Origin of the sequence: Pseudomonas sp. AF03-9, assembly GCF_020515815.1 — a bacterium.
Lineage (GTDB): Bacteria > Pseudomonadota > Gammaproteobacteria > Pseudomonadales > Pseudomonadaceae > Aquipseudomonas.
On record NZ_JAHPJF010000001.1, the window covers coordinates 466778 to 491626 of the forward strand.

Annotated in this window: 25 protein-coding genes and 1 pseudogene; 18 read left to right on the forward strand and 8 right to left on the reverse strand. The window is 61.4% G+C overall.

Translation table 11 applies throughout. The annotated features are described in order from the left end of the window. Positions 1 to 145: 145 nt before the first annotated feature. Positions 146 to 1639 (reverse strand): aldehyde dehydrogenase, encoded by a 1494-nt coding sequence (locus LIY36_RS02175; protein WP_226454680.1) that lies wholly within the window; start codon positions 1637 to 1639, stop codon positions 146 to 148. A 230-nt stretch (positions 1640 to 1869) separates the two neighbouring features. Between LIY36_RS02175 and LIY36_RS02180 the strand changes: the two genes are divergently transcribed. Continuing rightward, the gene (locus tag LIY36_RS02180; RefSeq protein WP_192298005.1) at positions 1870 to 2232 is read left to right on the forward strand and encodes a cupin domain-containing protein; all 363 of its coding nucleotides are present in this window, start codon (positions 1870 to 1872) and stop codon (positions 2230 to 2232) included. Between the two features lie 71 nt (positions 2233 to 2303). On the opposite strand, the gene rpmG is transcribed toward LIY36_RS02180, so the two are convergent. Further along, complete coding sequence (rpmG, locus tag LIY36_RS02185) at positions 2304 to 2459, reverse strand: 50S ribosomal protein L33 (RefSeq protein ID WP_003176906.1); 156 nt, start codon at positions 2457 to 2459, stop codon at positions 2304 to 2306. A gap of 11 nt (positions 2460 to 2470) precedes the next feature. Next, the gene (gene rpmB, locus LIY36_RS02190; RefSeq protein ID WP_003176907.1) at positions 2471 to 2704 is read right to left on the reverse strand and encodes a 50S ribosomal protein L28; all 234 of its coding nucleotides are present in this window, start codon (positions 2702 to 2704) and stop codon (positions 2471 to 2473) included. A 458-nt stretch (positions 2705 to 3162) separates the two neighbouring features. Here rpmB and LIY36_RS02195 point away from each other — a divergent pair, with 458 nt between their 5' ends. Then, positions 3163 to 4755, forward strand: a complete 1593-nt coding sequence (locus tag LIY36_RS02195; RefSeq protein ID WP_226454681.1) for an ABC transporter substrate-binding protein — start codon at positions 3163 to 3165, stop codon at positions 4753 to 4755. A 29-nt stretch (positions 4756 to 4784) separates the two neighbouring features. Here LIY36_RS02195 and radC read toward each other — a convergent pair whose 3' ends face one another. Beyond that, on the reverse strand, positions 4785 to 5459 hold the full coding sequence (gene radC, locus LIY36_RS02200; RefSeq protein ID WP_226454682.1) for a RadC family protein: 675 nt from the start codon (positions 5457 to 5459) through the stop codon (positions 4785 to 4787). Between the two features lie 157 nt (positions 5460 to 5616). Between radC and coaBC the strand changes: the two genes are divergently transcribed. From coaBC to argB, 4 genes and pseudogenes are all read left to right on the forward strand, one after another. After that, on the forward strand, positions 5617 to 6825 hold the full coding sequence (gene coaBC / locus LIY36_RS02205) for a bifunctional phosphopantothenoylcysteine decarboxylase/phosphopantothenate--cysteine ligase CoaBC (protein ID WP_192298008.1): 1209 nt from the start codon (positions 5617 to 5619) through the stop codon (positions 6823 to 6825). A 5-nt stretch (positions 6826 to 6830) separates the two neighbouring features. Continuing rightward, the gene (gene dut / locus LIY36_RS02210) at positions 6831 to 7286 is read left to right on the forward strand and encodes a dUTP diphosphatase (protein WP_192298009.1); all 456 of its coding nucleotides are present in this window, start codon (positions 6831 to 6833) and stop codon (positions 7284 to 7286) included. A gap of 246 nt (positions 7287 to 7532) precedes the next feature. Further along, positions 7533 to 8948, forward strand: a pseudogene (locus tag LIY36_RS02215) (phosphomannomutase/phosphoglucomutase); the annotation flags it as partial. 21 nt (positions 8949 to 8969) lie between these two features. Continuing rightward, on the forward strand, positions 8970 to 9875 hold the full coding sequence (gene argB, locus LIY36_RS02220) for an acetylglutamate kinase (protein WP_017735763.1): 906 nt from the start codon (positions 8970 to 8972) through the stop codon (positions 9873 to 9875). A 202-nt stretch (positions 9876 to 10077) separates the two neighbouring features. Here the strand turns inward: argB and pyrE are convergent, their stop codons facing one another. Next, the gene (gene pyrE / locus LIY36_RS02225; RefSeq protein ID WP_028618476.1) at positions 10078 to 10722 is read right to left on the reverse strand and encodes an orotate phosphoribosyltransferase; all 645 of its coding nucleotides are present in this window, start codon (positions 10720 to 10722) and stop codon (positions 10078 to 10080) included. 82 nt (positions 10723 to 10804) lie between these two features. Between pyrE and LIY36_RS02230 the strand changes: the two genes are divergently transcribed. Then, complete coding sequence (locus tag LIY36_RS02230) at positions 10805 to 11584, forward strand: exodeoxyribonuclease III (RefSeq protein WP_003195493.1); 780 nt, start codon at positions 10805 to 10807, stop codon at positions 11582 to 11584. A gap of 58 nt (positions 11585 to 11642) precedes the next feature. On the opposite strand, the gene LIY36_RS02235 is transcribed toward LIY36_RS02230, so the two are convergent. Beyond that, positions 11643 to 12011, reverse strand: coding sequence for a DUF4870 domain-containing protein (locus tag LIY36_RS02235; RefSeq protein WP_192298011.1), 369 nt, complete (start codon positions 12009 to 12011; stop codon positions 11643 to 11645). Positions 12012 to 12033: 22 nt separating this feature from the next. Continuing rightward, positions 12034 to 12756, reverse strand: coding sequence for a ribonuclease PH (rph, locus tag LIY36_RS02240; RefSeq protein WP_017735760.1), 723 nt, complete (start codon positions 12754 to 12756; stop codon positions 12034 to 12036). Positions 12757 to 12953: 197 nt separating this feature from the next. Between rph and LIY36_RS02245 the strand changes: the two genes are divergently transcribed. From LIY36_RS02245 to LIY36_RS02270, 6 genes are all read left to right on the forward strand, one after another. Beyond that, positions 12954 to 13817 (forward strand): YicC/YloC family endoribonuclease, encoded by an 864-nt coding sequence (locus LIY36_RS02245; RefSeq protein ID WP_192298012.1) that lies wholly within the window; start codon positions 12954 to 12956, stop codon positions 13815 to 13817. Between the two features lie 10 nt (positions 13818 to 13827). Beyond that, the gene (gmk, locus tag LIY36_RS02250; RefSeq protein ID WP_192298013.1) at positions 13828 to 14448 is read left to right on the forward strand and encodes a guanylate kinase; all 621 of its coding nucleotides are present in this window, start codon (positions 13828 to 13830) and stop codon (positions 14446 to 14448) included. A 166-nt stretch (positions 14449 to 14614) separates the two neighbouring features. Continuing rightward, positions 14615 to 14878: a DNA-directed RNA polymerase subunit omega gene (gene rpoZ / locus LIY36_RS02255; RefSeq protein WP_003176920.1), complete on the forward strand. Its 264-nt coding sequence runs from the start codon at positions 14615 to 14617 to the stop codon at positions 14876 to 14878. A gap of 60 nt (positions 14879 to 14938) precedes the next feature. Next, complete coding sequence (spoT, locus tag LIY36_RS02260; RefSeq protein ID WP_056860838.1) at positions 14939 to 17044, forward strand: bifunctional GTP diphosphokinase/guanosine-3',5'-bis pyrophosphate 3'-pyrophosphohydrolase; 2106 nt, start codon at positions 14939 to 14941, stop codon at positions 17042 to 17044. Between the two features lie 24 nt (positions 17045 to 17068). Next, positions 17069 to 17449, forward strand: a complete 381-nt coding sequence (locus LIY36_RS02265) for a RidA family protein (protein WP_003176922.1) — start codon at positions 17069 to 17071, stop codon at positions 17447 to 17449. A 55-nt stretch (positions 17450 to 17504) separates the two neighbouring features. Beyond that, the gene (locus tag LIY36_RS02270; protein ID WP_192298014.1) at positions 17505 to 18248 is read left to right on the forward strand and encodes a hypothetical protein; all 744 of its coding nucleotides are present in this window, start codon (positions 17505 to 17507) and stop codon (positions 18246 to 18248) included. Positions 18249 to 18372: 124 nt separating this feature from the next. Here the strand turns inward: LIY36_RS02270 and LIY36_RS02275 are convergent, their stop codons facing one another. Then, the gene (locus LIY36_RS02275; protein ID WP_192298015.1) at positions 18373 to 19224 is read right to left on the reverse strand and encodes an SDR family oxidoreductase; all 852 of its coding nucleotides are present in this window, start codon (positions 19222 to 19224) and stop codon (positions 18373 to 18375) included. A 189-nt stretch (positions 19225 to 19413) separates the two neighbouring features. Between LIY36_RS02275 and exbB the strand changes: the two genes are divergently transcribed. From exbB to recG, 5 genes are all read left to right on the forward strand, one after another. Continuing rightward, a complete protein-coding gene (exbB, locus tag LIY36_RS02280; RefSeq protein ID WP_226454683.1) occupies positions 19414 to 20379 on the forward strand; it encodes a tonB-system energizer ExbB in 966 nt (321 codons plus the stop codon). 6 nt (positions 20380 to 20385) lie between these two features. Beyond that, positions 20386 to 20811 carry a TonB system transport protein ExbD gene (gene exbD, locus LIY36_RS02285; RefSeq protein ID WP_017735752.1) on the forward strand — a complete coding sequence of 142 codons (426 nt, stop codon included), beginning with the start codon at positions 20386 to 20388 and terminating at the stop codon, positions 20809 to 20811. After that, positions 20808 to 21554, forward strand: a complete 747-nt coding sequence (locus LIY36_RS02290) for a TonB family protein (protein ID WP_192298017.1) — start codon at positions 20808 to 20810, stop codon at positions 21552 to 21554. Before exbD ends, LIY36_RS02290 begins: the two co-directional genes overlap by 4 nt. 250 nt (positions 21555 to 21804) lie before the next feature. After that, positions 21805 to 22725, forward strand: coding sequence for a hydrogen peroxide-inducible genes activator (locus tag LIY36_RS02295; protein WP_226454684.1), 921 nt, complete (start codon positions 21805 to 21807; stop codon positions 22723 to 22725). Between the two features lie 8 nt (positions 22726 to 22733). Next, entirely contained in the window at positions 22734 to 24809 is a 2076-nt protein-coding gene (gene recG, locus LIY36_RS02300; protein WP_192298019.1) for an ATP-dependent DNA helicase RecG, read from the forward strand. Positions 24810 to 24849: the final 40 nt, after the last annotated feature.

The window sequence follows — 24849 nt, forward strand, 5'->3', positions numbered from 1 at the left end:
GTGGATAATTCCTGAGATCACACAAAACACTGTGGGAGCGGGCTTGCTCGCGAATGCGGTAGGCCAGCCAGCTCATCTGGTACTGATACACCGTATTCGCGAGCAAGCCCGCTCCCACACGTTTACCTGCGGTGAGCCCTGAAAGTTACAGCTTGATCCAGGTCGACTTCAGCTCGGTGTATTTGTCGAACGCGTGCAGCGACTTGTCGCGACCATTACCCGATTGCTTGAAGCCACCAAACGGCGCGGTCATGTCGCCACCATCGTATTGGTTGACCCACACGCTACCGGCACGCAGCGCCTTGGCGGTCAGGTGCGCCTTGGAGATGTCCGACGTCCACACTGCTGCGGCCAGGCCGTAGATGGTGTCGTTGGCGATCTCGACCGCTTCTTCGGCACTGTCGAAGGTGATCACCGACAGGACTGGGCCAAAGATCTCTTCCTTGGCGATTTTCATGGCGTTGGTCACACCGTCGAAAATCGTCGGTTCAACATAGGTGCCACCGGTTTCTTCCAGGGTGCGCTTGCCGCCCGCCACCAGCTTGGCGCCATCGGCGTGACCGGCTTCGATATACGACAGCACCGTGTTCATCTGCTGGGTGTCCACCAGTGCACCGACGTTGGTCGCCGGGTCCAGCGGGTTGCCGGGCTTCCAGCCCTTGAGGGCCTCGATCACCATGGGCAGGAATTTGTCCTTGATGGAGCGCTCCACGAGCAGACGCGAACCGGCGGTGCAGACTTCGCCCTGGTTGAAGGCGATGGCGCCGGCGGCGGATTCGGCAGCGGCTTGCAGGTCCGGGGCGTCGGCGAACACGATGTTCGGGCTCTTGCCGCCGGCTTCCAGCCATACACGCTTCATGTTCGACTCGCCGGAGCGGATCAACAGCTGCTTGGCGATCTTGGTCGAACCCGTGAACACCAAGGTGTCGACGTCCATGTGCAGCGCCAGCGCGTTACCTACGGTATGGCCGTAACCTGGCAACACGTTGAACACGCCTTTTGGAATACCGGCCTCAACGGCCAGGGCAGCGATGCGGATGGCAGTCAACGGAGACTTTTCGGACGGTTTGAGAATCACCGAGTTACCTGTGGACAACGCCGGGCCGAGTTTCCAGCAGGCCATCATCAGCGGGAAGTTCCACGGCACGATGGCAGCGACGACGCCCACCGGCTCGCGCGTCACCAGGCCCAATTGGTCGTGAGGGGTGGCCGCGACTTCGTCGTAGATCTTGTCGATCGCCTCGCCGCTCCAGCTCAGCGCGTTGGCTGCACCGGGCACGTCGATATTCAGGGAGTCACTGATCGGCTTGCCCATGTCCAGGGTTTCGAGCAGCGCCAACTCTTCGGCATTGGCCTTGAGCAACGCGGCGAAACGGATCATGGTGGCTTTGCGCTTGGCCGGCGCCAGGCGCGACCAGACACCGGAATTGAAGGTGGCGCGGGCGTTTTCCACGGCGCGCTGGGCGTCGGTGGCGTCACAGCTGGCCACGCTGGCCAGCAGGCGGCCATCGACCGGGCTGATGCATTCGAACGTGTCGCTGGAAGCTGCGGCGGTGTATTCGCCGTTGATGTAGGCGCGGCCTTCGATCTTCAGGTCCTTGGCGCGTTGTTCCCAATCGGCACGGGTCAGGGTGGTCATGCGAGTGTCCTCCTCTTATTGAATACAAGGGCCAGGTGATGTCCCCCGGCAGCCTCAAAGAATTCTTGCCCGGCCAGCCTGCTGTTCGGCTCAAGGCAGCTGCCACCCTAAACCAGCGGCTGGGGATGTTTCAATATATTTGACACAAGCGCGGCAAACGCCCTTGCGATGTTCATTTTAATAAACATAGACTTTGGACTCCCCCACCGCAGGCCAGACGGGACACGCACATGAGCATCCAGGACATCGTCGACTTCAGCCAAGCCAAGACCCCCGCCGACCGTTACCGCCCCGCCGCCGAGAAAGTCCTCAAGGGCGACCCCGAGCAAACGATCTACAACCACTACAACAGCCCATGCGGCCAGATGAGTGCCGGCGTCTGGGAAGGTGAAGTCGGACAGTGGAAGGTCAATTACACCGAGCATGAGTACTGCGAGATTGTGCAGGGTGTTTCGGTGCTGCGTGATGCCGACGGCAACGCCAAGACCTTGCGTGCTGGCGATCGTTTCGTGATCCCCGCGGGTTTCAGCGGCACCTGGGAAGTACTGGAGCCGTGCCGCAAGATCTACGTGGTGTTCGAACAAAAAGCCTGATCAACAAATCCGGCGCAAAAAAAAGCCCGTATCGTGAGATACGGGCTTTTTTTCACAAGGAGGAAAATCAATTACTTGATTTTGCCTTCTTTGTAGATCACGTGCTTGCGAACGCGCGGGTCGAACATTTTCTTTTCGAGCTTGTCCGGGGTAGTACGCTTGTTCTTGTCGGTAGTGTAGAAGTGACCAGTACCGGCGCTAGAGATCATTCGAATCAATTCACGCATGATAGAGCTCCTTAGATCTTGCCAGCGGCGCGGATTTCGGCCAGCACGACAGTGATGCCGCGCTTGTCGATGATACGCATGCCTTTGGCAGATACACGCAGGCGAACAAAACGTTTCTCTTCTTCAACCCAGAAGCGGTGATGCTGCAGGTTCGGCAGGAAACGACGACGGGTTTTGTTATTTGCGTGGGAAATGTTATTCCCAGTCACCGGACCCTTACCGGTAACTTGACAGACTCTCGACATGCCTCAGCCCTCTAAAACCACATGCCCAACCCGGCATGGGTTGGCCGCTTAATCTCTCAGTCATTTGGCGCCAGGCGCCGCGTTTCTTTAGGGTCTTACCGGCTACACCTACAAGCGAAGGAACCGGGCCCCTAGAAAAGAGCGCTGCTTTATACCAGAAAGACCCTGGTGCAACAACAGCCCGTGTGTTTTTACCGGTGTAAATCTAGGCAAAACACACCTGAACCGTTGCCAGGAGGGGCCGCTGTCACAGCCGACCGCTCGTCGCACAGAATGATTTACAGCGCCCGCAGGCACGATGAAGTGCTCGGCGAAACGCGCTGAGGCGCCATGAAAACAGCATTTGAAGCAAAAGCACAGGCAAAAATGGACTAGTCATTTTTCAATCAGACCTCTACGGTAGGCCTTTTCCAGACTGCACTCGCAGATGGGCCTTCGATCTGCAAAGGAAACCGAACATGCGCCTCGCTGCCCTACCGCTATTGCTAGCCCCTCTATTTATCGCCCCGCTGGCCACTGCCGCCAACAACTTGAGCGTCTGCACCGAGGCCAGCCCCGAAGGGTTCGATGTGGTGCAGTACAACTCATTGACCACCACCAATGCCTCGGCCGACGTGCTGATGAACCGCCTGGTGGACTATGACGCAGCCGCCGGCAAGCTGGTGCCAAGCCTGGCGGACAGCTGGGACGTCTCGCCGGATGGCCTGACGTACACCTTCAAGCTGCACCCGGACGTGAAATTCCACCGCACCGAATACTTCACCCCGAGCCGCACCCTGACTGCCGAAGATGTGCGCTTCAGCTTCGAACGCATGCTCGACCCGGCCAACCCCTGGCACAAGATTGCCCAGAGCGGCTTCCCCCACGCGCAATCGCTGCAACTGCCAGCGCTGGTGAAGAAGATCGACGCCCTCGACCCACTCACCGTGCGCTTCACCCTCGACCACGCCGACTCCACCTTCCTCGCCGCCCTGAGCATGGGTTTTGCCTCGATCTACCCGGCCGAATACGCCGACAAACTGCTCAAGGCCGGTACGCCGGAGAAGCTCAACAGCCAGCCCATCGGCACCGGTCCGTTCATCTTCAGCCGTTTCCAGAAAGACGCCGTGGTGCGCTACAAGGCCAACCCGGATTATTTCGCCGGCAAACCCGCTGTGGATAACTTGATCTTCGCCATCACGCCGGATGCCAACGTACGCCTGCAGAAACTGCACCGTGATGAATGCCAGATCGCCCTGTCGCCCAAGCCCCTGGACGTGGGTGAGGCCGAAAAGGACCCTGCGCTGAAGGTCGAGAAAACCCCGGCCTTCATGACCGCCTTCGTTGCCATCAACAGCCAGCACCCGCCGCTGGACAAGCCCGAAGTACGCCAGGCCATCAACCTCGCCTTCGACAAGGCCAGCTACCTCAAGGCCGTGTTTGAAGGCACCGCCGAAGCCGCCAACGGCCCTTACCCGCCCAATACCTGGGGCTACGCCAAGGATCTGCCGGGTTATCCACAGGACCTCGCCAAAGCCAGGACCCTGCTGGACCGCGCCGGGCTCAAGGACGGCTTCAAGACCACCATCTGGACACGGCCCACCGGCAGCCTGCTGAACCCCAACCCGAACCTTGGTGCACAATTGCTGCAAGCCGACCTGGCCAAGGTCGGTATCCAGGCCGATATCCGCGTGATCGAATGGGGCGAACTGATTCGCCGCGCCAAAGCCGGCGAGCACGATCTGCTGTTCATGGGCTGGGCCGGCGACAACGGCGACCCGGATAACTTCCTGACCCCGCAGTTCTCTTGTGCCGCAGTGAAATCCGGCACCAACTTCGCCCGTTACTGCGACCCTGCCCTCGACAAACTGATAAGCGCTGGCAAGACCACCAACGAGCAAGGGGTGCGCAGCAAGCTGTACCAGCAGGCCCAGGCGCAGATCCAGCAACAGGCGCTGTGGCTGCCACTGGCGCACCCGACCGCGTTTGCCCTGGCACGCAAGAATGTCCAGGGCTATCAAGTGAGCCCGTTCGGCCGCCAGGACTTTTCGAAAGTCCGCGTCAAGCCCTGAACACTCGCCCCGCCCCCCATGGGGCGGGTCTATATCCAGCCGTATTCCGCCATCGACAAGGGGTCCCCGTCCCCCACGATGATGTGATCGAGTACCCGCACGTCCACCACTTCCAGGGCCTTTTGCAGCAACTTGGTCAATTTTCGATCAGCTGCACTGGGCTCAAGGCTGCCGGAAGGGTGGTTGTGACACAGGATCAAGGCCGCGGCGTTGTATGCCAGGGCACGCTTGACCACTTGCCGCGGATAAACCACGGCGGTGTCGATAGTGCCTTGGGACAACGCCTCGAACCCCAGCACCCGATGCTTCGAGTCGAGAAACAGGCAGCCGAAAACCTCATGGGGCTCATGCCGCAATAGCGCCTTGAGGTAATCACGTACCGCTACCGGGCTTTCCAGCACCGAGTCACTGCGCAAACGCTCTGCCAGGTGCCGCCGGGACATTTCGAGCACCGCCTGCAACTGCGCAAACTTGGCCGGCCCCAAGCCCAGATGCTGGCTGAACAAGCTCTGACTGGCCTCCAACAGTGGGCGCAAACCGCCAAATTGCGTCAGCAAATGGCGCGCCAGGTCCACCGCACTCCTGCCGGAAACCCCCGTGCGCAGGAAGATCGCCAGCAACTCGGCATCCGAAAGGCTCTTCGCCCCCCATTCCAACAGTTTCTCCCGTGGCCGCTCCGCCACAGGCCAATCGCGAATACTCATCCCACCTCCCTCTTCGTAAGCGCCATGGCATGCACGCCGCTGTTGCCTGGCGGACGCTGTGTTATCGTAAGCCCTCTTTTTTGCATGTGATTTCCCCTGGGGAGGGGGTATCGCAGGCGTCACTGAACTGGCATCACTGAACTGGAAAGGCAAACCAATGCAGCGTCTGTATCGGAAACGCATCGTTCTCGGCGTCGGCGGCGGCATTGCCGCCTACAAGAGCGCAGAACTGGTTCGCAGGCTCCTGGACCAGGGCGCCGAAGTGCGCGTGGTCATGACCCGCGGTGGCAGTGAGTTCATTACCCCTCTGACCATGCAGGCGCTGTCCGGCCACCCGGTTCACCTGGACCTGCTGGACCCGGCCGCCGAAGCCGCCATGGGCCACATCGAGCTGGCCAAATGGGCCGACCTGGTACTGATCGCCCCGGCCACCGCCGACCTGATCGCCCGCCTGGCCCAAGGCATCGCCGATGACCTGCTGACCACCTTGGTACTGGCCACCGACGCCACCGTCGCCATCGCCCCAGCCATGAACCAGGCCATGTGGCGCGACCCGGCCACCCAGGCCAACACCCAACTCCTGCAAAGCCGTGGCCTCAAGGTGTTCGGCCCGGCCTCCGGCAGCCAGGCCTGCGGTGACGTCGGCATGGGTCGCATGCTTGAAGCCACCGACCTGGCGTTGTGCGCCGCGGAGTGCTTCCAACACCTGGCCCTGACCGGCAAGCACGTGCTGATCACCGCCGGGCCGACCCAGGAAAACATCGACCCGGTGCGCTACATCACCAACCATAGCTCAGGAAAAATGGGCTTTGCCTTGGCGGAAGCGGCGGTCGAGGCAGGCGCACGCGTCACCCTGATCACCGGCCCGGTGCATTTGCCGACCCCCGATCGCGTCACGCGAATCGACGTCGTCAGCGCACGGGACATGCTTGCGGCCTGTGAAGCGGCGATTCCGTGCGACCTGTTTATCGCCTCGGCAGCGGTTGCGGATTACCGCCCGGAAGTCGTCGCCCCGCAAAAGCTCAAGAAAGACCCTACGAGCGGTGACGGCCTGCTCCTGCAAATGGTGCGCAACCCAGACATCCTGGCCACCATTGCCACCCGTCCGGACCGTCCGTTCAGCGTTGGTTTCGCCGCCGAGACCGAGCACCTGCTGGACTATGCTTCGCGCAAATTGAAAGACAAAAACCTCGACCTGATCGTTGCCAACGATGTCGCCAACCCGAGCATCGGCTTCAACAGTGAGGAAAACGCCTGCAGCGTGATCGACCGCGAGCTGCACGCCACCCTTTTCGCCCAGACCAGCAAAGGCAAGATTGCCCGCCAACTGATCTCATTTATCGCCCAACGGCTGAACCAGGTTTAATTTCCATGCACGCTTTGCAAGCCAAGATCCTCGACCCCCGCATCGGCACCGACTTCCCACTGCCGGCCTACGCCACCGAAGGCTCCGCCGGCCTGGACCTGCGCGCCATGCTCAAGGAAGACACCGTCCTTGAACCGGGCCAGACCGTCCTGATTCCCACCGGCCTGTCGATCTACATCGGCGATCCGGGCCTGGCCGCGCTGGTTCTGCCGCGCTCGGGCCTGGGCCATAAACACGGGATCGTGCTGGGCAACCTGGTCGGCCTGATCGACTCGGACTACCAGGGCGAGTTGATGGTGTCGTGCTGGAACCGTGGCCAGACCGCGTTCAACATCGCCGTCGGCGAGCGCATCGCGCAGCTGGTGCTGGTGCCGGTGGTGCAGGCGCACTTCGAACTGGTTACGGAATTTGCTGAAACACAACGTGGCGCAGGCGGCTTTGGCCATTCTGGCAGCCACTGACTACGCTGAATCAAACCGGGCAGCCCAGCCCGGTTCGATGCCACCGCATGGCTTTTCGGGATGAAGAATGCGCGGACCTAATCAGCGAGATTTCACGAGCTAAATCAACAGATTACGCACGATGAAGCACGGAGCGACTGCTCCGATGGCACTTTTGCACCACGAACTCTCTGCCGAAAAAGCCGTCATACCCTTCAGTTTGAGCCTGCCGGTCAGCCGCTTTACGGCCAGCCTTGCCCCTTTCAGATGGAGTTTCCCCCCGCGATGAGTACCGCAGCCCGAGTAGCCCCGACATTCCCCGACAGCATCTTTCGCGCCTACGACATTCGTGGCGTAGTGCCCAAGACCCTGACCGCCGAAACCGCCTACTGGATCGGCCGCGCCATTGGCGCCCAAAGCCTGGCGCAGGATGAGCCCAATGTCTCGGTTGGCCGTGACGGCCGCCTGTCTGGCCCGGAGTTGGTGGAGCAACTGATCCAGGGGCTGGCCGACAGTGGTTGCCACGTCAGCGACGTCGGCCTGGTGCCAACACCGGCGCTGTACTACGCCGCCAACGTCCTGGCCGGCAAGTCCGGGGTGATGCTCACCGGCAGCCATAACCCGTCGGACTACAACGGCTTCAAGATTGTCATCGCTGGCGACACCCTGGCCAACGAACAGATCCAGGCCCTGCACACACGCCTGAAGACCAACGACCTGAGCAGCGGCAAAGGCAGCATCACCAAGGTCGACATCCTGCCGCGCTACGCCGATGAAATTACCCGCGACGTCAAGCTCGCCCGCCGCCTCAAAGTGGTCGTGGACTGCGGCAACGGCGCGGCCGGCGTGATCGCACCGCAACTGCTCGAAGCGCTGAACTGTGAAGTGATCCCGCTGTTCTGCGAAGTCGACGGCCACTTCCCCAACCACCACCCGGACCCGGGCAAGCCCGAAAACCTGGTGGACCTGATCGCCAAGGTCAAGGAAACCGGGGCTGATGTCGGCCTGGCCTTCGACGGCGACGGTGACCGCGTCGGCGTAGTGACCGAAACCGGCGAGATCGTGTTCCCAGACCGCCTGCTGATGCTGTTCGCCCGTGACGTGGTGGCGCGCAACCCCAACGCCGAGATCATCTTCGACGTCAAGTGCACCCGCCGCCTCACCCCGCTGATCAAGGAATATGGCGGCCGCCCGCTAATGTGGAAGACCGGCCACTCGTTGATCAAAAAGAAAATGAAAGAAACCGGCGCCCTGTTGGCCGGCGAAATGAGCGGTCACGTGTTCTTCAAGGAACGCTGGTTCGGTTTTGACGACGGCATTTACAGCGCCGCTCGTCTGCTGGAGATCCTCAGCAAGGAAAAATCCACGGCCCAAGAGCTGTTTGAGACCTTCCCGAATGATATTTCTACGCCAGAGATCAATATCCATGTGACCGAGGAGAGCAAATTCAGCATCATTGACGCACTGCACGATGCGCAATGGGGCGAAGGCGCCAACCTGACCACCATTGATGGTGTGCGAGTCGATTACGCCAAAGGCTGGGGCCTGGTTCGCGCGTCCAACACCACACCGGTGCTGGTCCTGCGTTTCGAGGCGGATACCGAGGCTGAGTTGCAGCGCATCAAGGACGTGTTCCACGCCCAGTTGAAACGTGTTGCCCCTGATCTCCAATTACCGTTCTGATTTTTTGCACCGGAGCCCTGAATGACCCTCGAACGCGAAGCCGCTGCCAACACCGCCAAGGTCCTTTCCGAAGCGTTGCCTTACATTCGACGCTACGTCGGCAAGACGCTGGTGATCAAATACGGCGGCAATGCCATGGAAAGCGAAGAGCTGAAAACCGGCTTTGCCCGTGACATCGTGCTGATGAAAGCCGTGGGGATCAACCCGGTGGTGGTCCACGGTGGCGGCCCGCAGATCGGCGACCTGCTCAAGCGCTTGTCGATCGAGAGTCATTTCATCGATGGCATGCGCGTGACTGACGCACAGACCATGGATGTGGTGGAAATGGTCCTCGGTGGCCAGGTGAACAAGGACATCGTCAACCTGATCAACCGCCACGGCGGCAGCGCCATTGGCCTGACCGGCAAGGACGCGGAACTGATACGCGCGAAAAAACTGACAGTCACCCGTCAGACGCCGGAAATGACCCAGCCGGAAATCATCGACATCGGCCAGGTGGGCGAAGTGATCGGTATCAACACCGACCTGCTGAACCTGCTGGTCAAGGGTGACTTTATCCCGGTGATCGCGCCTATCGGCGTGGGCGCCAACGGCGAGTCCTACAACATCAACGCCGACCTGGTAGCAGGCAAGGTGGCGGAAGCGCTGAAGGCTGAAAAGCTGATGCTGCTGACCAACATCGCCGGCCTGATGGACAAGGAAGGCAAGGTGCTGACCGGCTTGACCACGCAACAAGTGGACGAGTTGATCGCCGATGGCACCATCTACGGCGGCATGCTGCCGAAGATCCGTTGCGCACTGGAAGCGGTGCAAGGTGGCGTGGGCAGCTCGCTGATCCTCGACGGCCGGGTTCCGAATGCAATCCTCCTGGAAATCTTCACCGATACCGGTGTGGGCACACTGATCAGTAACCGCAAGCGTCCTTAAACGCTACAAACAAAAGGCCCCGCTCAATCTGATTGAGCGGGGCCTTTTTTATGTGCGCTGAACCTGTAGACCAATGGAGATCCCCTTTTGGGAGCGGGCTTGCTCGCGAAAGCGGAGTGTCAGTCAGCAGATATGTTTCTGAAACACCGTATTCGCGAGCAAGCTCGCTCCCACACAAGCCCACCCCACAGGACTTACTGCGTCAGACGCCAAACTGCTCGCGGTACGCACGCACCGCCGGCAAATGCTGCTTGAGCTGCGGATCATCTTCCAGGAACTGCAGCACCTGGTTCAGCGACACGATGCTCACCACCGGAATGCCGAAATCGCGCTCCACTTCCTGGATCGCCGACAATTCACCGTTGCCACGCTCCTGGCGGTTCAGCGCGATCAGCACGCCAGCGGCCTTGGCGCCGTCTTGGGAAGCGATGATCTGCATCACTTCGCGGATGGCGGTGCCAGCGGTGATCACGTCGTCGATGATCAGCACGTCACCCTTGAGCGGCGCCCCGACCAGACTGCCGCCTTCGCCGTGGGCCTTGGCCTCTTTACGGTTGAAGCACCAAGGCAGATCCTGCCCATGATGCTCCGCCAACGCCACGGCCGTAGCGGCCGCCAAAGGAATGCCCTTGTAGGCTGGGCCAAACAGCACATCAAAGGAAATACCGCTTTCAACGATGGCCGCTGCGTAGAAACGACCCAGTTGCGCCAGGGCCGAGCCCGAGTTGAACAAGCCTGCATTGAAGAAGTACGGGCTGGTGCGCCCGGACTTCAAAGTGAACTCACCGAAGCGCAAAACGCCGCGATCGATGGCAAAACGAATGAAATCGCGTTGATACGCCTGCATGAAAAAAGCCTCAGATACCACGGATTTAGCTAATTAGGTAGACGGCGTGTATCATACACGCACGCGATTTTTGGGGCCATTTATGCGGATCATCAGTGTGAACGTTAATGGTATTCAGGCTGCAGTCGAGCGTGGTTTGCTCAGTTGGCTGCAAGCCCAGAATGCCGACGTCATCTGCCTGCAGGACACCCGCGCCTCCGCCTTTGAACTGGACGACCCAGCCTTCCAACTGGATGGCTACTTCCTTTATGCCTGCGATGCCGAAGTGCCCACCCAAGGTGGCGTGGCTTTGTACTCGCGGTTGCAACCCAAGGCGGTCATCAGCGGCCTCGGCTTCGAGACAGCCGACCGCTACGGGCGCTACCTGCAAGCCGATTTCGACAAGGTCAGCATCGCGACCTTGCTGCTTCCTTCGGGGCAGAACGGCGATGAAGACTTGAACCAGAAGTTCAAGCTAATGGACGATTTCGCCCGTTACCTTGATAAACAGCGACGCAAGCGTCGCGAGTACATTTATTGTGGCTCGCTGTACGTGGCGCAACAGAAGCTGGATATCAAGAACTGGCGTGACAGCCAGCAATCCCCGGGCTTCCTGGCGCCGGAACGGGCCTGGATGGACGAGATTGTCGGCAACATGGGTTATGTCGATGCCCTGCGCGAAGTCAGCCGCGAAGGCGACCAGTACAGCTGGTGGCCAGACAACGAACAGGCCGAGATGCTCAACCTGGGCTGGCGTTTCGACTACCAGTTGCTGACCCCTGGCCTGCGCCGGTTTGTTCGCAGCGCACGCTTGCCGCGCCAGCCGCGCTTCTCGCAGCACGCGCCGCTGATCGTGGACTACGACTGGACACTGACCATCTAAGGTCTTTTTCCAGGCACAAAAAAACCGACATCGCTGTCGGTTTTTTTGTGAGCGTTCATTATTTGATCAGGCGCCAGGTCAAGGGATAGCGGTAGGCGATGCCCTTGTTGGCCTTGATCGCGCCGATGATCGTCAGCGCCACACCGGCGATGGCCAGCGCCGTCATCAGGAAAAACCCGATGACCGCAAAAGCCAACACGATGCAAACAATCCAGGCGATGGCCACGGTGATCTGGAAATTCAGCGCCTCCTTGCCCTGATCATCAATGAACGGGTCCAATTCCTTCTTCATCTGCCACAGGATCAGCGGCCCCACGACGCTGCCGAAGGGGAATATAAACCCCAGAAACGCCGCGAGATGGCACAACATCGCGCCCTGGCGCACTTCGTAGGAAGGCGTAGGTACCGGCACTTGGTTGTCATTCATGGCGCTTCTCCTTGAGACGGGTTCAGTCAGCCAGTGCGGCGTTCTGCAGTTCGAAGATCTCGGTCATGCCCTTCTGGGCCAGGGCGAGCATGGCGTTCAGCTCGGCCGGCTGGAATGGCGCGCCTTCGGCGGTGCCCTGCACTTCGATGAAACCACCGGTGCTGGTCATCACCACGTTCAGGTCGGTCTCGGCAGCCGAGTCTTCCAGGTAGTCCAGGTCCAGTACAGGCTCGCCCTGGTACATGCCCACCGATACGGCGGCGATCATTTGCTTGAGCGGGTCGCCACCTTTCAGGCCGCCACGCTTCTTGATCACTTTGAGTGCATCAACCAGGGCCACCATGGCGCCGGTGATGGATGCCGTGCGGGTGCCGCCGTCAGCCTGGATCACGTCGCAGTCGACGTACAGGGTCACATCGCCCAGCTTGGACATGTCCAGCGCCGCGCGCAGGGAACGGCCGATCAGGCGCTGGATCTCCAGGGTGCGCCCGCCTTGCTTGCCACGGCTGGCTTCACGCTGGTTACGCTCGCCGGTGGCGCGCGGCAGCATGCCGTACTCGGCAGTCAACCAACCCTGGCCCTGGCCTTTGAGGAAACGTGGCACGCCGTTTTCGACGCTGACGGTGCAGATCACCTTGGTATCGCCAAACTCGACCAGTACAGAACCCTCGGCGTGTTTGGTGTAGTTGCGGGTGATGCGGATCGAGCGGAGCTGATCGGCAACGCGACCACTTGGACGTTTCATAGGGGATACCTGTACAGAGGACGAAAAACTGCCGGCCATTATAGAGCCGCGAACCGATTCGGGGCACGCCTAAAAAATTCGCTTACGAATGCTCGGGCCGTCGCCCATTGTTTGGGCGCGCTCGCCCCACTGCGCTACAATCCTGCGCCTTCTTAACCATCAGCCCGTGTACACGGGCTGCAACGCGAGGTACCTCCATGGTGCACAGCATGACCGCCTTCGCCCGCGTCGAAAAAGCCGGCGTCCAAGGCACCCTGAGCTGGGAACTGCGCTCGGTCAACAGCCGCTACCTGGAGCCGCACCTGCGCCTGCCGGAATCGTTCCGCGACCTCGAAGGCGCCGTCCGTGAAGCACTGCGTCAGGGCATCTCCCGCGGCAAGCTGGAGTGCACCCTGCGTTTTACCGAGGAAACCACCGGCAAGCCGCTGCAGGTAGACCGCGACCGCGCCGCGCAACTGGTCGCCGCCGCCGAGACCATCGCCGGCTTGATCAAGCAACCCGCCGCGCTGAACCCCCTGGAAGTCCTGGCCTGGCCCGGCGTGCTGGTGGCCGACGCCAGCGACCCGCAAGCCCTCAACGCCGAAGCCCTCGCCCTGTTCAACCAGGGCTTGAAGGAACTGAAAGCCGGCCGCGAGCGTGAAGGCGCCGAACTGGCCCGTTTGATCAACGAACGCCTGACGTCGATCGAAGAAGACGTGGTCACCCTGCGCGAGCTGGTACCGCAGATGCTGGCGACCCAACGCCAGAAGGTCCTCGATCGCTTCACCGACATGAAAGCCGACCTCGACCCGACGCGCCTGGAGCAGGAAATGGTGCTGTTGGCGCAAAAGAGCGACGTCGCCGAAGAGCTCGACCGCCTGAGCACCCACATCCTTGAAGTGCGCCGCGTGCTCAAGTCCGCCGGCGCCGCCGGTCGGCGCCTGGACTTCCTGATGCAGGAACTCAACCGGGAAGCCAATACACTGGGTTCCAAGGCGTTCGATCCGCGCAGCACACAAGCGGCGGTCAACCTTAAAGTGTTGATCGAGCAGATGCGCGAACAAGTACAGAATATTGAGTAAGGCAACTTCCATGACCCACAGCACCGGCACCCTTTACATCATTTCCGCGCCTTCGGGCGCGGGCAAGAGCAGCCTGGTCAAGGCCTTGACCGACGCTGACGCGCAGATCCGCATCTCGGTCTCCCACACCACCCGCGCCATGCGCCCGGGTGAGGTCAACGGCGTGCACTATCACTTCGTCGAGCGCACCGAATTCGTCAAGATGATCGAACACGGCGACTTCCTCGAGCGCGCCGAAGTCTTCGGCAACCTCTACGGCACCTCGCAAAGCCACCTGCAGCAGACCCTGGACGAAGGCCACGACCTGATCCTGGAAATCGACTGGCAGGGCGCCGAGCAAGTACGCAAGCTGATGCCCCAGGCGCGCTCGATCTTCATCCTGCCGCCATCCCTCGACGCCTTGCACCAGCGCCTGACCAACCGCGGCCAGGACAGCGACGAGATCATCGAAGGCCGCATGCGTGAAGCCGTCAGCGAAATGAGCCACTACGTCGACTACGACTACCTGATCATCAACGACGACTTTTCCCACGCGCTGGATGATTTGAAGGCGATTTTCCGCACCAATCAGCTCCAGCAAAAGCGTCAACAGCAGCGTTTCGGCAAATTATTGGCTGAACTGCTCGGCTGATTGGCTCTTCCCAAAACCGCTGCAAGGGCTTTACATTGGCACTTGCGGCGGTTTACGAAGGCTCGCGAAAAATCAGCGCTTCCCTAAACGCTGGTGATTTTTTAAACTGTTCAGTCCGCTCGCCCAACCGGGCAGCGCGCATCTTGCATTCGCTCCGAGGAATACCATGGCCCGCGTAACCGTTGAAGACTGCCTAGAACACGTGGATAACCGCTTTGAGCTGGTCATGCTCTCTACCAAGCGTGCCCGTCAACTGGCCACTGGCGGCAAAGAGCCACTGGTCCAGTGGGAAAACGACAAGCCTACCGTTGTAGCCCTGCGTGAAATCGCTGAAGGCCTGATGAGCTACGAGTTCATCGCCAACGCTGAAATCGTTGAAGACGAACCGCTGTTTGCAGCGTTCGAGGACGAGTCCAACGAGGCCGTCTAAGCCTATGCCTGGTCGACGTAGCACGGCGCGGGGTCACAGCCATCGGCAGGAGTTAACACTTTGCCGAGCATAGACGCCCTCGCCGATCGCTTATCGGCCTACCTCGGCCCAGACCAGGTCAACCTGGTCCGCCGAGCGTATTTCTACGCCGAACAAGCCCATGACGGCCAACGCCGCCGCAGTGGCGAGGCGTATGTCACCCATCCTCTTGCGGTGGCAAACATTCTTGCCGACATGCACATGGACCATCAGAGCCTGATGGCCGCGATGCTGCATGACGTGATCGAAGACACCGGCATCGCCAAGGAAGCGCTCAGCGCACAATTTGGCGAAACCGTGGCCGAACTGGTCGACGGGGTCAGCAAACTGACCCAGATGAACTTCGAGACCAAGGCCGAAGCCCAGGCGGAAAACTTCCAGAAGATGGCCATGGCCATGGCCCGCGACATCCGGGTGATCCTGGTCAAGCTGGCCGACCGGCTGCACAACATGCGCACGCTGGAAGTGCTGTCCGGCGAAAAACGCCGGCGCATCGCCAAGGAAACCCTGGAAATCTACGCGCCCATCGCCAACCGGCTGGGCATGCACGCCATTCGTATCGAATTCGAAGACCTCGGCTTCAAGGCCATGCACCCGATGCGTTCGGCGCGCATCTACCAGGCGGTCAAGCGCGCCCGGGGCAACCGCAAGGAAATCGTCAACAAGATCGAAGAGTCCCTGAGCCATTGCCTGGCGATCGACGAGATCGAGGGCGAAGTCAGCGGCCGGCAGAAACACATCTACGGCATCTACAAGAAGATGCGCGGCAAGCGCCGGGCCTTCAACGAGATCATGGACGTGTATGCGTTCCGGATCATCGTCGACAAGGTCGACACCTGCTACCGCGTGCTGGGCGCTGTACATAATTTGTACAAGCCCCTGCCGGGCCGCTTCAAGGACTACATCGCGATTCCCAAGGCCAACGGCTATCAGTCGTTGCATACCACGCTGTTCGGTATGCATGGCGTGCCGATCGAGATCCAGATCCGCACCCGCGAAATGGAAGAGATGGCCAACAACGGCATTGCCGCCCACTGGCTGTACAAGTCCAGCGGCGACGAGCAGCCGAAGGGCACCCATGCCCGCGCGCGCCAGTGGGTCAAAGGCGTGCTGGAAATGCAGCAACGTGCCGGCAACTCCCTCGAGTTCATCGAAAGCGTGAAGATCGACCTGTTCCCGGACGAGGTCTACGTGTTCACGCCCAAAGGCCGGATCATGGAGCTGCCCAAGGGCTCCACGGCGGTCGACTTTGCCTACGCCGTGCACACCGACGTGGGCAACAGCTGCATTGCCTGTCGGATCAATCGTCGTCTCGCACCGCTGTCCGAGCCACTGCAAAGCGGCTCCACGGTCGAGATCGTCAGCGCACCGGGCGCCCGCCCGAACCCGGCCTGGCTCAACTTCGTGGTCACCGGCAAGGCGCGCACCCACATCCGACACGCCCTCAAGCTGCAACGTCGCTCCGAGTCCATCAGCCTCGGCGAGCGCCTGCTGAACAAGGTGCTCAACGGTTTCGACAGCGCCCTAGACAAGATCCCGGCCGAACGCGTGCAGGCGATGCTCCACGAGTACCGCCAGGAAACCATCGAAGACTTGCTGGAAGACATCGGCCTGGGCAACCGCATGGCCTACGTGGTCGCCCGCCGCCTGCTTGGCGAAGGCGAACAACTGCCAAGCCCCGAAGGCCCGCTGGCGATTCGCGGCACCGAAGGCCTGGTGCTCAGCTACGCCAAGTGCTGCACGCCGATCCCGGGCGACCCGATTGTCGGGCACCTGTCGGCGGGCAAAGGCATGGTGGTGCACCTGGACAACTGCCGCAACATCACCGAGATCCGCCACAACCCGGAAAAATGCATCCAGCTGTCGTGGGCCAAGGATGTTACCGGCGAATTCAACGTCGAACTGCGCGTCGAACTGGAACACCAGCGCGGCCTGATCGCCTTGCTGGCCAGCAGCGTCAATGCGGCCGATGGCAATATCGAAAAAATCAGCATGGACGAACGCGATGGTCGCATCAGCGTGGTCCAGCTGGTAGTCAGCGTGCACGACCGTGTGCACCTGGCCCGCGTGATCAAGAAACTGCGCGCCCTGACCGGAGTGATCCGCATCACCCGCATGCGTGCATAACCTGTCTCTTACAAGGAGTCACTCATGACCAAGACTGTTATCACCAGCGACAAGGCCCCAGCCGCCATCGGCACTTACTCCCAGGCCATCAAGGCGGGCAACACCGTCTACATGTCCGGCCAGATCCCGCTGGACCCAAAGACCATGGAACTGGTGGAAGGCTTCGAAGCACAGACCGTGCAGGTCTTCGAAAACCTCAAGTCCGTGGCTGAAGCGGCCGGCGGTTCGTTCAAGGACATCGTCAAGCTGAACATCTTCCTCACCGACCTGAGCCACTTCGCCAAGGTCAACGAGATCATGGGCAAATACTTCGAACAACCCTACCCAGCCCGCGCCGCCATCGGCGTAGCCGCCCTGCCAAAGGGTGCGCAGGTTGAGATGGACGCGATTCTGGTCATCGAGTAAAACACCCGGCGCAGCCTCACGGGCTGCGCCGACTTTGTTTCAGAAGGATTTCGTAATGCGCAAAGCGCTTGTAGCCTCTTCATTGCTCACCCTGCTGCTCGGCGGCTGCGCCAGCAACCCCGCCGACCTCGATGTGAGCGGCACCTGGATCAACCAGGTCGCCATCGATGCAGCGGCCAAGGGCGGCCCTTTGCGTGAAGCCCTGCAAAGCTTTGGCCCGAACCTCGAATGGGAGGTCAACACCAAGGCTGGCCAGGCACGCTACTACAACGGTTTTGAAGTAGCCGAAGGCAAGTTGCTGGGTGAACAATCCGGCATATGGCGCGTGGATTTCTACGGCAGCTCCGCCACCGAACTCAAGCGCAAAGGCAAGCAACTGCTGCAAGCGGCCAACGACAATGAGCCCGAGCAACTGTTCGCCCGCGCCAAAGACCCCGCCCCGGACGGTGCCCCACTGGGCGCCAACTTCGAACGGGCGCTATATGCCGCTTACCTGGGCGGCGACTGGAAGATCACCGACGGCTTCGGCAATGGCGCCATCGTGCAGTTCCAGGCCAACGGCAAGGTGGTCGGCCTGCCGAATGCGGACCAGTACTCGCTGTGCCTGGCGGGTGACTGTGCGTCGATGAGCGGCGGTTACGACAGCATTTGGCTGCAATTGAATGGCCAGGGCAATCCCTGGATCTTTGTGCGCAAAGGCGGGCAGCTGGAAATTTTCCAGGCCGTCAACACTGCACAGGCGGATGAAGTGCCTCAGTTCACCCCAGGCCCGCGCCAATGGTTGCTTGAAAAACAATAGCCAGCCTCACGCTGATATAAATGTGGGAGCGGGCTTGCTCGCGAATGCGGAGTGTCAGTCACTGAATGTGCTTCTGAAACACCGCATTCGCGAGCAAGCCCGCTCCCACATTTTTGACCGCATTTCAGCCCTTGAGGATGGCCGCATAACCTTCGCGATAGCTCGGATAAGTTGGCTTCCAGCCCAGAGCCCTCACCCGCGCATTGCTGCACTGCTTGCTCCCGGCACGGCGCACACTGGCATCATCCGCCCATTCCGTCACGCCCAGATACCCGCGCAACCAATCCACCACCTCGGCCAACGGCGCCGGCGCGTCATCGACGCCGATGTACACCTTGTCCAACTGCCCGCCCTGTTCCACATGCCGCAGCAAAAACGCTAGCAAGCCTGCGGCGTCGTCCGCATGAATACGGTTGCCATATAAAGGCGGGTCGATTGCCACGCGATAGCCTTGGCGCACCTGGGTCAGCAACCATTCACGCCCAGGACCATAGATACCGGTCAGCCGCACGACGCTCGCCGGGATGCCGCTATTGAGCGCGACTTGCTCGGCTTCCAGCATCACCTGACCGGAATAGCCCTTGGCCTGGGTATCGGATGTTTCGTCGACCCACTCACCGTTCTGCTGCCCATACACACTACTGCTGGATACAAACAGCAGGTGCTTCGGCGCCTGGCCGTAGTCGTCCAGCCACTCCAGCACATGCTTCAAGCCCTGCACGTAAGCCGCGCGATACCCGGCCTCGTCGTGGTCGGTCGCGGCTGCGCAATACACCAGGTAATCCACCCCGCCAATCGGCCAGGTGTCCGGACAGTCCTTGCTGAACAGGTCGCCGGCGATGCCAATGACGCCCTCGGGCAGGCGCGAAATATCGCGACGCAGGCCATGAACCTCCCATCCCGAGGCCAGCAATTGGCTAGCCAGCCGACTACCCACATCGCCGCAACCGGCAATCACAACAGAAGGCGCAGACATCACAAAACTCCGTACTGAAAGGTCTAGATTAGCCCTCGCAGCAGACCGGCGGCCAGAAAAAGCACAAATAAAGTTACTGTATTACTTCTGTTAACAAGAATTACTTGCAATAATAACCGCCCATTTGTCCTCGGCCCCCCCGGGTCTGGAAGGACGATCACCCACTTTTTCTTCTCAGGTCCGGCCAGCATGACACGTAATACAAACCCCGCTTCGCCAACCACGTCCCGCGCCTGGCGCGCGATTGCCGCGCTGATGCTTAGCGTCCTGCTGGCACCGACCGTAGCATTCGCCGATGCCACCGCGCCGGCCGCTCCAGCTGCTGCCGAGCACAGCACTGCGACGCCTGCCGCCGCGCCGGCCGCCACCGATCCGGCCCTGGCTGCAGCACCTGCACCTGCACCCGCCGACGAAACCGGCGTGGTCCTGGAAGAAGACAACACCCTGGGCATGGCCCACGACCTGTCCCCATGGGGCATGTACCAGAACGCTGACGTAGTGGTGAAAGCCGTGATGATCGGCCTGGCCATCGCCTCGATCATCACCTGGACCATCTGGATCGCCAAAGGCTTCGAGCTGCTGGGCGCCAAGCGTCGTCTGCGCGCTGAAATCGTCCACCTGAAAAAAGCCACCACCCTCAAGGAAGCCAGCGAAAGCGCGACCAAGAAGGGCACCCTGGCCAACACTCTGGTGCACGACGCGCTGGAAGAAATGCGCCTGTCGGCCAACACCCGCGAAAAAGAAGGTATCAAGGAACGTGTGGCTTTCCGCCTCGAGCGCCTGGTTGCGGCCTGCGGCCGTAACATGAGCAGCGGCACCGGCGTGCTGGCAACCATCGGTTCCACCGCACCGTTCGTCGGTCTGTTCGGCACCGTGTGGGGCATCATGAACAGCTTCATCGGCATCGCCAAAACCCAGACCACCAACCTCGCCGTCGTCGCCCCGGGCATCGCCGAAGCCCTGCTGGCCACCGCCCTGGGCCTGGTTGCAGCGATTCCTGCGGTAGTGATCTACAACGTCTTCGCCCGTTCGATTGCCGGCTACAAGGCCCAGGTATCCGACGCGTCGGCAGAAGTCCTGCTGCTGGTCAGCCGCGACCTCGATCACCTGCCTACCGAGCGCAGCTCGCAACCGCACATGGTGAAAGTGGGGTAATCGGCCATGGGCCTGCATTTGAATCAAGGCGACGACGAACTCGTCGAGAACCACGAAATCAACGTCACGCCGTTTATCGACGTGATGCTGGTGCTGCTGATCATCTTCATGGTGGCGGCACCGTTGGCAACTGTGGACATCAAGGTCGACCTGCCCGCCTCCAGCGCCAAACCGGCGCCACGGCCAGAGAAACCGGTGTTCCTCAGCGTCAAGGCGGACCAGCGTCTGTTCCTGGGCGAAGAAGAAGTCAAATCCGAAACCCTCGGCCAGGTGCTCGACGCCAAGACCCAGGGCAAGAAAGACACGACGATCTTCTTCCAGGCCGACAAGGGCGTGGACTACGGCGACCTGATGAGCGTGATGGATGCCCTGCGGGCAGCCGGCTACCTCAAGGTAGGCCTGGTCGGACTTGAGACGGCAGCCAAGAAATGATCACGACGCGCCACAAACTGACGCGGTATGGCACAAGCCTCGCTGTCGTGCTGGGCGTGCATGCCGTCGCGATCATCATCGCGCTTCAATGGTCCGCGCCGCATACGGTCCAGTTGCCGCCGGCTGCCATGGTCATCGACCTGGCGCCGATGCCCGCGCCGCCACCGCCGGCTCCGCCGAAGGTGATCACGCCGCCGCAACCGCCAGCGCCGGTGGAAGAGCTGCCATTGCCGAAACTGGCCGAGGCACCCAAGCCGACAATCCAGGTGCCCAAGCCGGTCAAGCCCAAACCGAAACCGCAGCCGCCCAAGCCGGTGGAGAAAAAGGTCGAGCCGGTCAAGGAGAAGCCTTCCGAAGAGCCGCCGAGCGACGCTCCACCGACCCAGGCACCGGCTGAAAAATCGGCCCAGCCCGTGCCCGGCCCATCGCCACAACAGATTGCCGCCAAGGCATCCTGGGAAGGCACCCTGCTGGCGCACCTGCAGAAATACAAGAAGTACCCGCCCGGCGCCCAGGCCCGTGGCAAGGAAGGCCTGAACCGCCTGAAGTTCGTGGTGGATGCAGACGGCAACGTGCTGTCCTATGAGTTGGTGGGCCGCTCCGGCAACGCCGACCTGGACCGTGCGACCCTGGACATGATCCGTCGTGCCCAACCGCTGCCCAAGCCGCCAAGCGACATGCTCAAAGGTGGCACCATCGAGATCGTTGCACCGTTCGTGTACAACATCGAGAAGCGCCGCTAAATACCGCGCGCAAGCGCGGCCTATGTGGGAGCGGGCTTGCTCGCGAAAGCGGAGTGTCAGTTGATACATTCATCACTGACACACCGTTTTCGCGAGCAAGCCCGCTCCCACATTTGATTTCATCGCTGCATAAAGTCTCTTTCCCACAAAATCCCCGGCATTCCCCGCTCAATCCCCAGCAAACTTCTGATAACGTGTGTCTATCGATTGCAGCCGGTATGCTTGGCCCGCAACCTCATGGACGCCCGCTATGACTCTTACAGAATTACGCTACATCGTGACCCTCGCCCAAGAGCAGCACTTTGGCCATGCGGCCGAGCGTTGCCATGTCAGCCAGCCGACGCTGTCGGTGGGCGTGAAAAAGCTTGAAGACGAACTCGGTGTGCTGATTTTCGAGCGCAGCAAAAGCGCCGTGCGCCTCACACCCGTGGGCGAAGGCATCGTGGCCCAGGCGCAAAAAGTCCTGGAGCAGGCGCAAAGCATCCGCGAGCTGGCCCAAGCCGGTAAAAACCAGCTGACCGCCCCGCTCAAAGTCGGCGCCATCTACACCGTCGGCCCGTATCTGTTCCCGCACCTGATCCCGCAACTGCACCGCGTCGCGCCGCAGATGCCGCTGTATATCGAAGAAAATTTCACCCACGTGCTGCGCGACAAACTGCGCAACGGCGAGCTGGACGCGATCATCATCGCCCTGCCATTCAACGAGGCCGACGTGCTGACCCTGCCGCTCTACGACGAGCCATTCCAGGTGTTGATGCCCGCCGACCACCCGTGGACCAAAAAAGACACCATCGACGCCGCCCTGCTCAACGACAAGAGCCTGCTGCTGCTTGGTGAAGGCCACTGTTTCCGCGATCAAGTATTGGAAGCCTGCCCGACCCTGACCAAGGGCAACGACGGCGCCAAACACACCACCGTGGAATCCAGCTCCCTGGAAACCATCCGCCACATGGTCGCCTCCGGCCTGGGCATCTCGATCCTGCCGCTGTCGGCAGTCGACAGCCATCACTACGCCCCCGGCGTGATCGAAGTGCGCCCACTGACACCGCCGGTGCCATTTCGCACCGTCGCGATTGCCTGGCGCGCCAGCTTCCCACGGCCAAAGGCCATTGAGATCCTCGCCGACTCGATCCGCCTGTGTTCGGTGGCCAAGCCGCCTGTTGCGAGCTAAGTAACCGTATGACTGAGCTGTCGCAGGTATCGGTGACGGCACTCAAGGGTGTCGGTGAAGCCATGGCCGAAAAACTGGCCAAGGTCGGCCTGGAGAATCTCCAGGACGTGCTCTTCCACCTGCCCCTGCGCTACCAGGACCGCACCCGCGTGGTGCCCATCGGCCATTTGCGCCCAGGGCAGGACGCGGTGGTCGAAGGCACCGTCAGCGGCGCCGACGTGGTGATGGGCAAGCGACGCAGCCTGGTGGTGCGCTTGCAGGATGGCACCGGCGGCCTGAGCCTGCGCTTCTATCATTTCAGCAATGCGCAGAAGGAAGGTCTCAAGCGCGGCACCCGCGTGCGCTGCTACGGCGAAGCGCGGCCCGGTGCATCCGGCCTGGAGATCTACCACCCGGAGTACCGGGCCATCACCGGCGACGAGCCGCCTCCGGTGGACACCACCCTCACCCCGATCTACCCGCTCACCGAAGGCCTGACCCAACAGCGCCTGCGCCAGTTGTGCACGCAGACCCTGACCCTGCTCGGCCCGAAAAGCCTGCCCGACTGGCTGCCGCTGGAGCTGGCCCGCGACTATCAACTGGCGCCGCTGGACGATGCGATCCGCTATCTGCATCACCCGCCCGCCGACGCCGATGTCGATGAGCTGGCCCTTGGTCACCACTGGGCCCAGCACCGCCTGGCCTTCGAAGAACTGCTGACACACCAGCTGTCCCAGCAACGCCTGCGCGAAAGCATGCGCTCACTGCGCGCACCGGCGATGCCCAAGGCCACCAGGTTGCCTGCGCAATACCTGGCCAACCTCGGCTTCACCCCGACCGGGGCCCAGCAGCGCGTCGGCAATGAAATCGCCTACGACCTCAGCCAGCAAGAACCGATGCTGCGCCTGATCCAGGGCGACGTCGGCGCGGGCAAGACCGTGGTCGCCGCCCTCGCGGCCTTGCAGGCGCTGGAAGCCGGCTACCAGGTCGCGTTGATGGCCCCTACCGAGATCCTCGCCGAGCAGCACTTCATCACCTTCAAGCGCTGGCTTGAACCCCTGGGCCTGGAAGTGGCATGGCTGGCCGGCAAGCTCAAGGGCAAGAACCGCGCCGCGGCGCTGGAGCAGATCGCCGGCGGCGCACCGATGGTGGTCGGCACCCACGCGCTGTTCCAGGACGAAGTGCAGTTCAAGAACCTCGCCCTGGTGATCATCGACGAACAGCACCGCTTCGGCGTGCAACAACGCCTGGCCCTGCGCCAGAAAGGCGTGGGCGGGCGCATGAATCCGCACCAGCTGATCATGACCGCCACGCCGATCCCACGCACCCTGGCGATGAGCGCCTACGCCGACCTCGACACCTCGATCCTCGACGAACTGCCCCCCGGCCGTACCCCGGTCAACACCGTGCTGGTCACCGACACCCGCCGCGTCGAAGTGATCGAGCGCGTGCGCGGCGCCTGCGCCGAAGGCCGCCAGGCGTACTGGGTTTGCACACTGATCGAAGAGTCCGAAGAGCTGACCTGCCAGGCCGCCGAAACCACCTATGAAGACCTCACCAGCGCCCTCGGCGAGCTCAAGGTCGGGCTGATCCATGGCCGCATGAAACCCGCGGAAAAAGCCGCGGTGATGGCCGAGTTCAAGGCCGGCAACCTGCAACTGCTGGTCGCCACCACGGTGATCGAAGTCGGGGTGGACGTGCCCAACGCCAGCCTGATGATCATCGAAAACCCCGAGCGCCTGGGCCTGGCCCAACTGCACCAACTGCGCGGCCGCGTCGGCCGGGGCAGCGCCGCCAGCCATTGCGTATTGCTGTACCACCCACCGCTGTCACAGATCGGCCGCCAGCGCCTGGGCATCATGCGCGAGACCAACGACGGTTTTGTCATCGCCGAAAAAGACCTCGAACTGCGTGGCCCCGGGGAAATGCTCGGCACGCGCCAGACCGGCCTGCTGCAATTCAAGGTCGCCGACCTGATGCGCGACGCCGACCTGCTACCCGCCGTGCGTGATGCGGCGCAAGCCTTGCTGGAGCGTTGGCCGGAACATGTCAGTCCGTTGCTGGACCGCTGGCTCCGACATGGGCAGCAATACGGCCAAGTGTGACGCTGCGCGCACTTATACGACCCCCATGTGTATCAAGCTG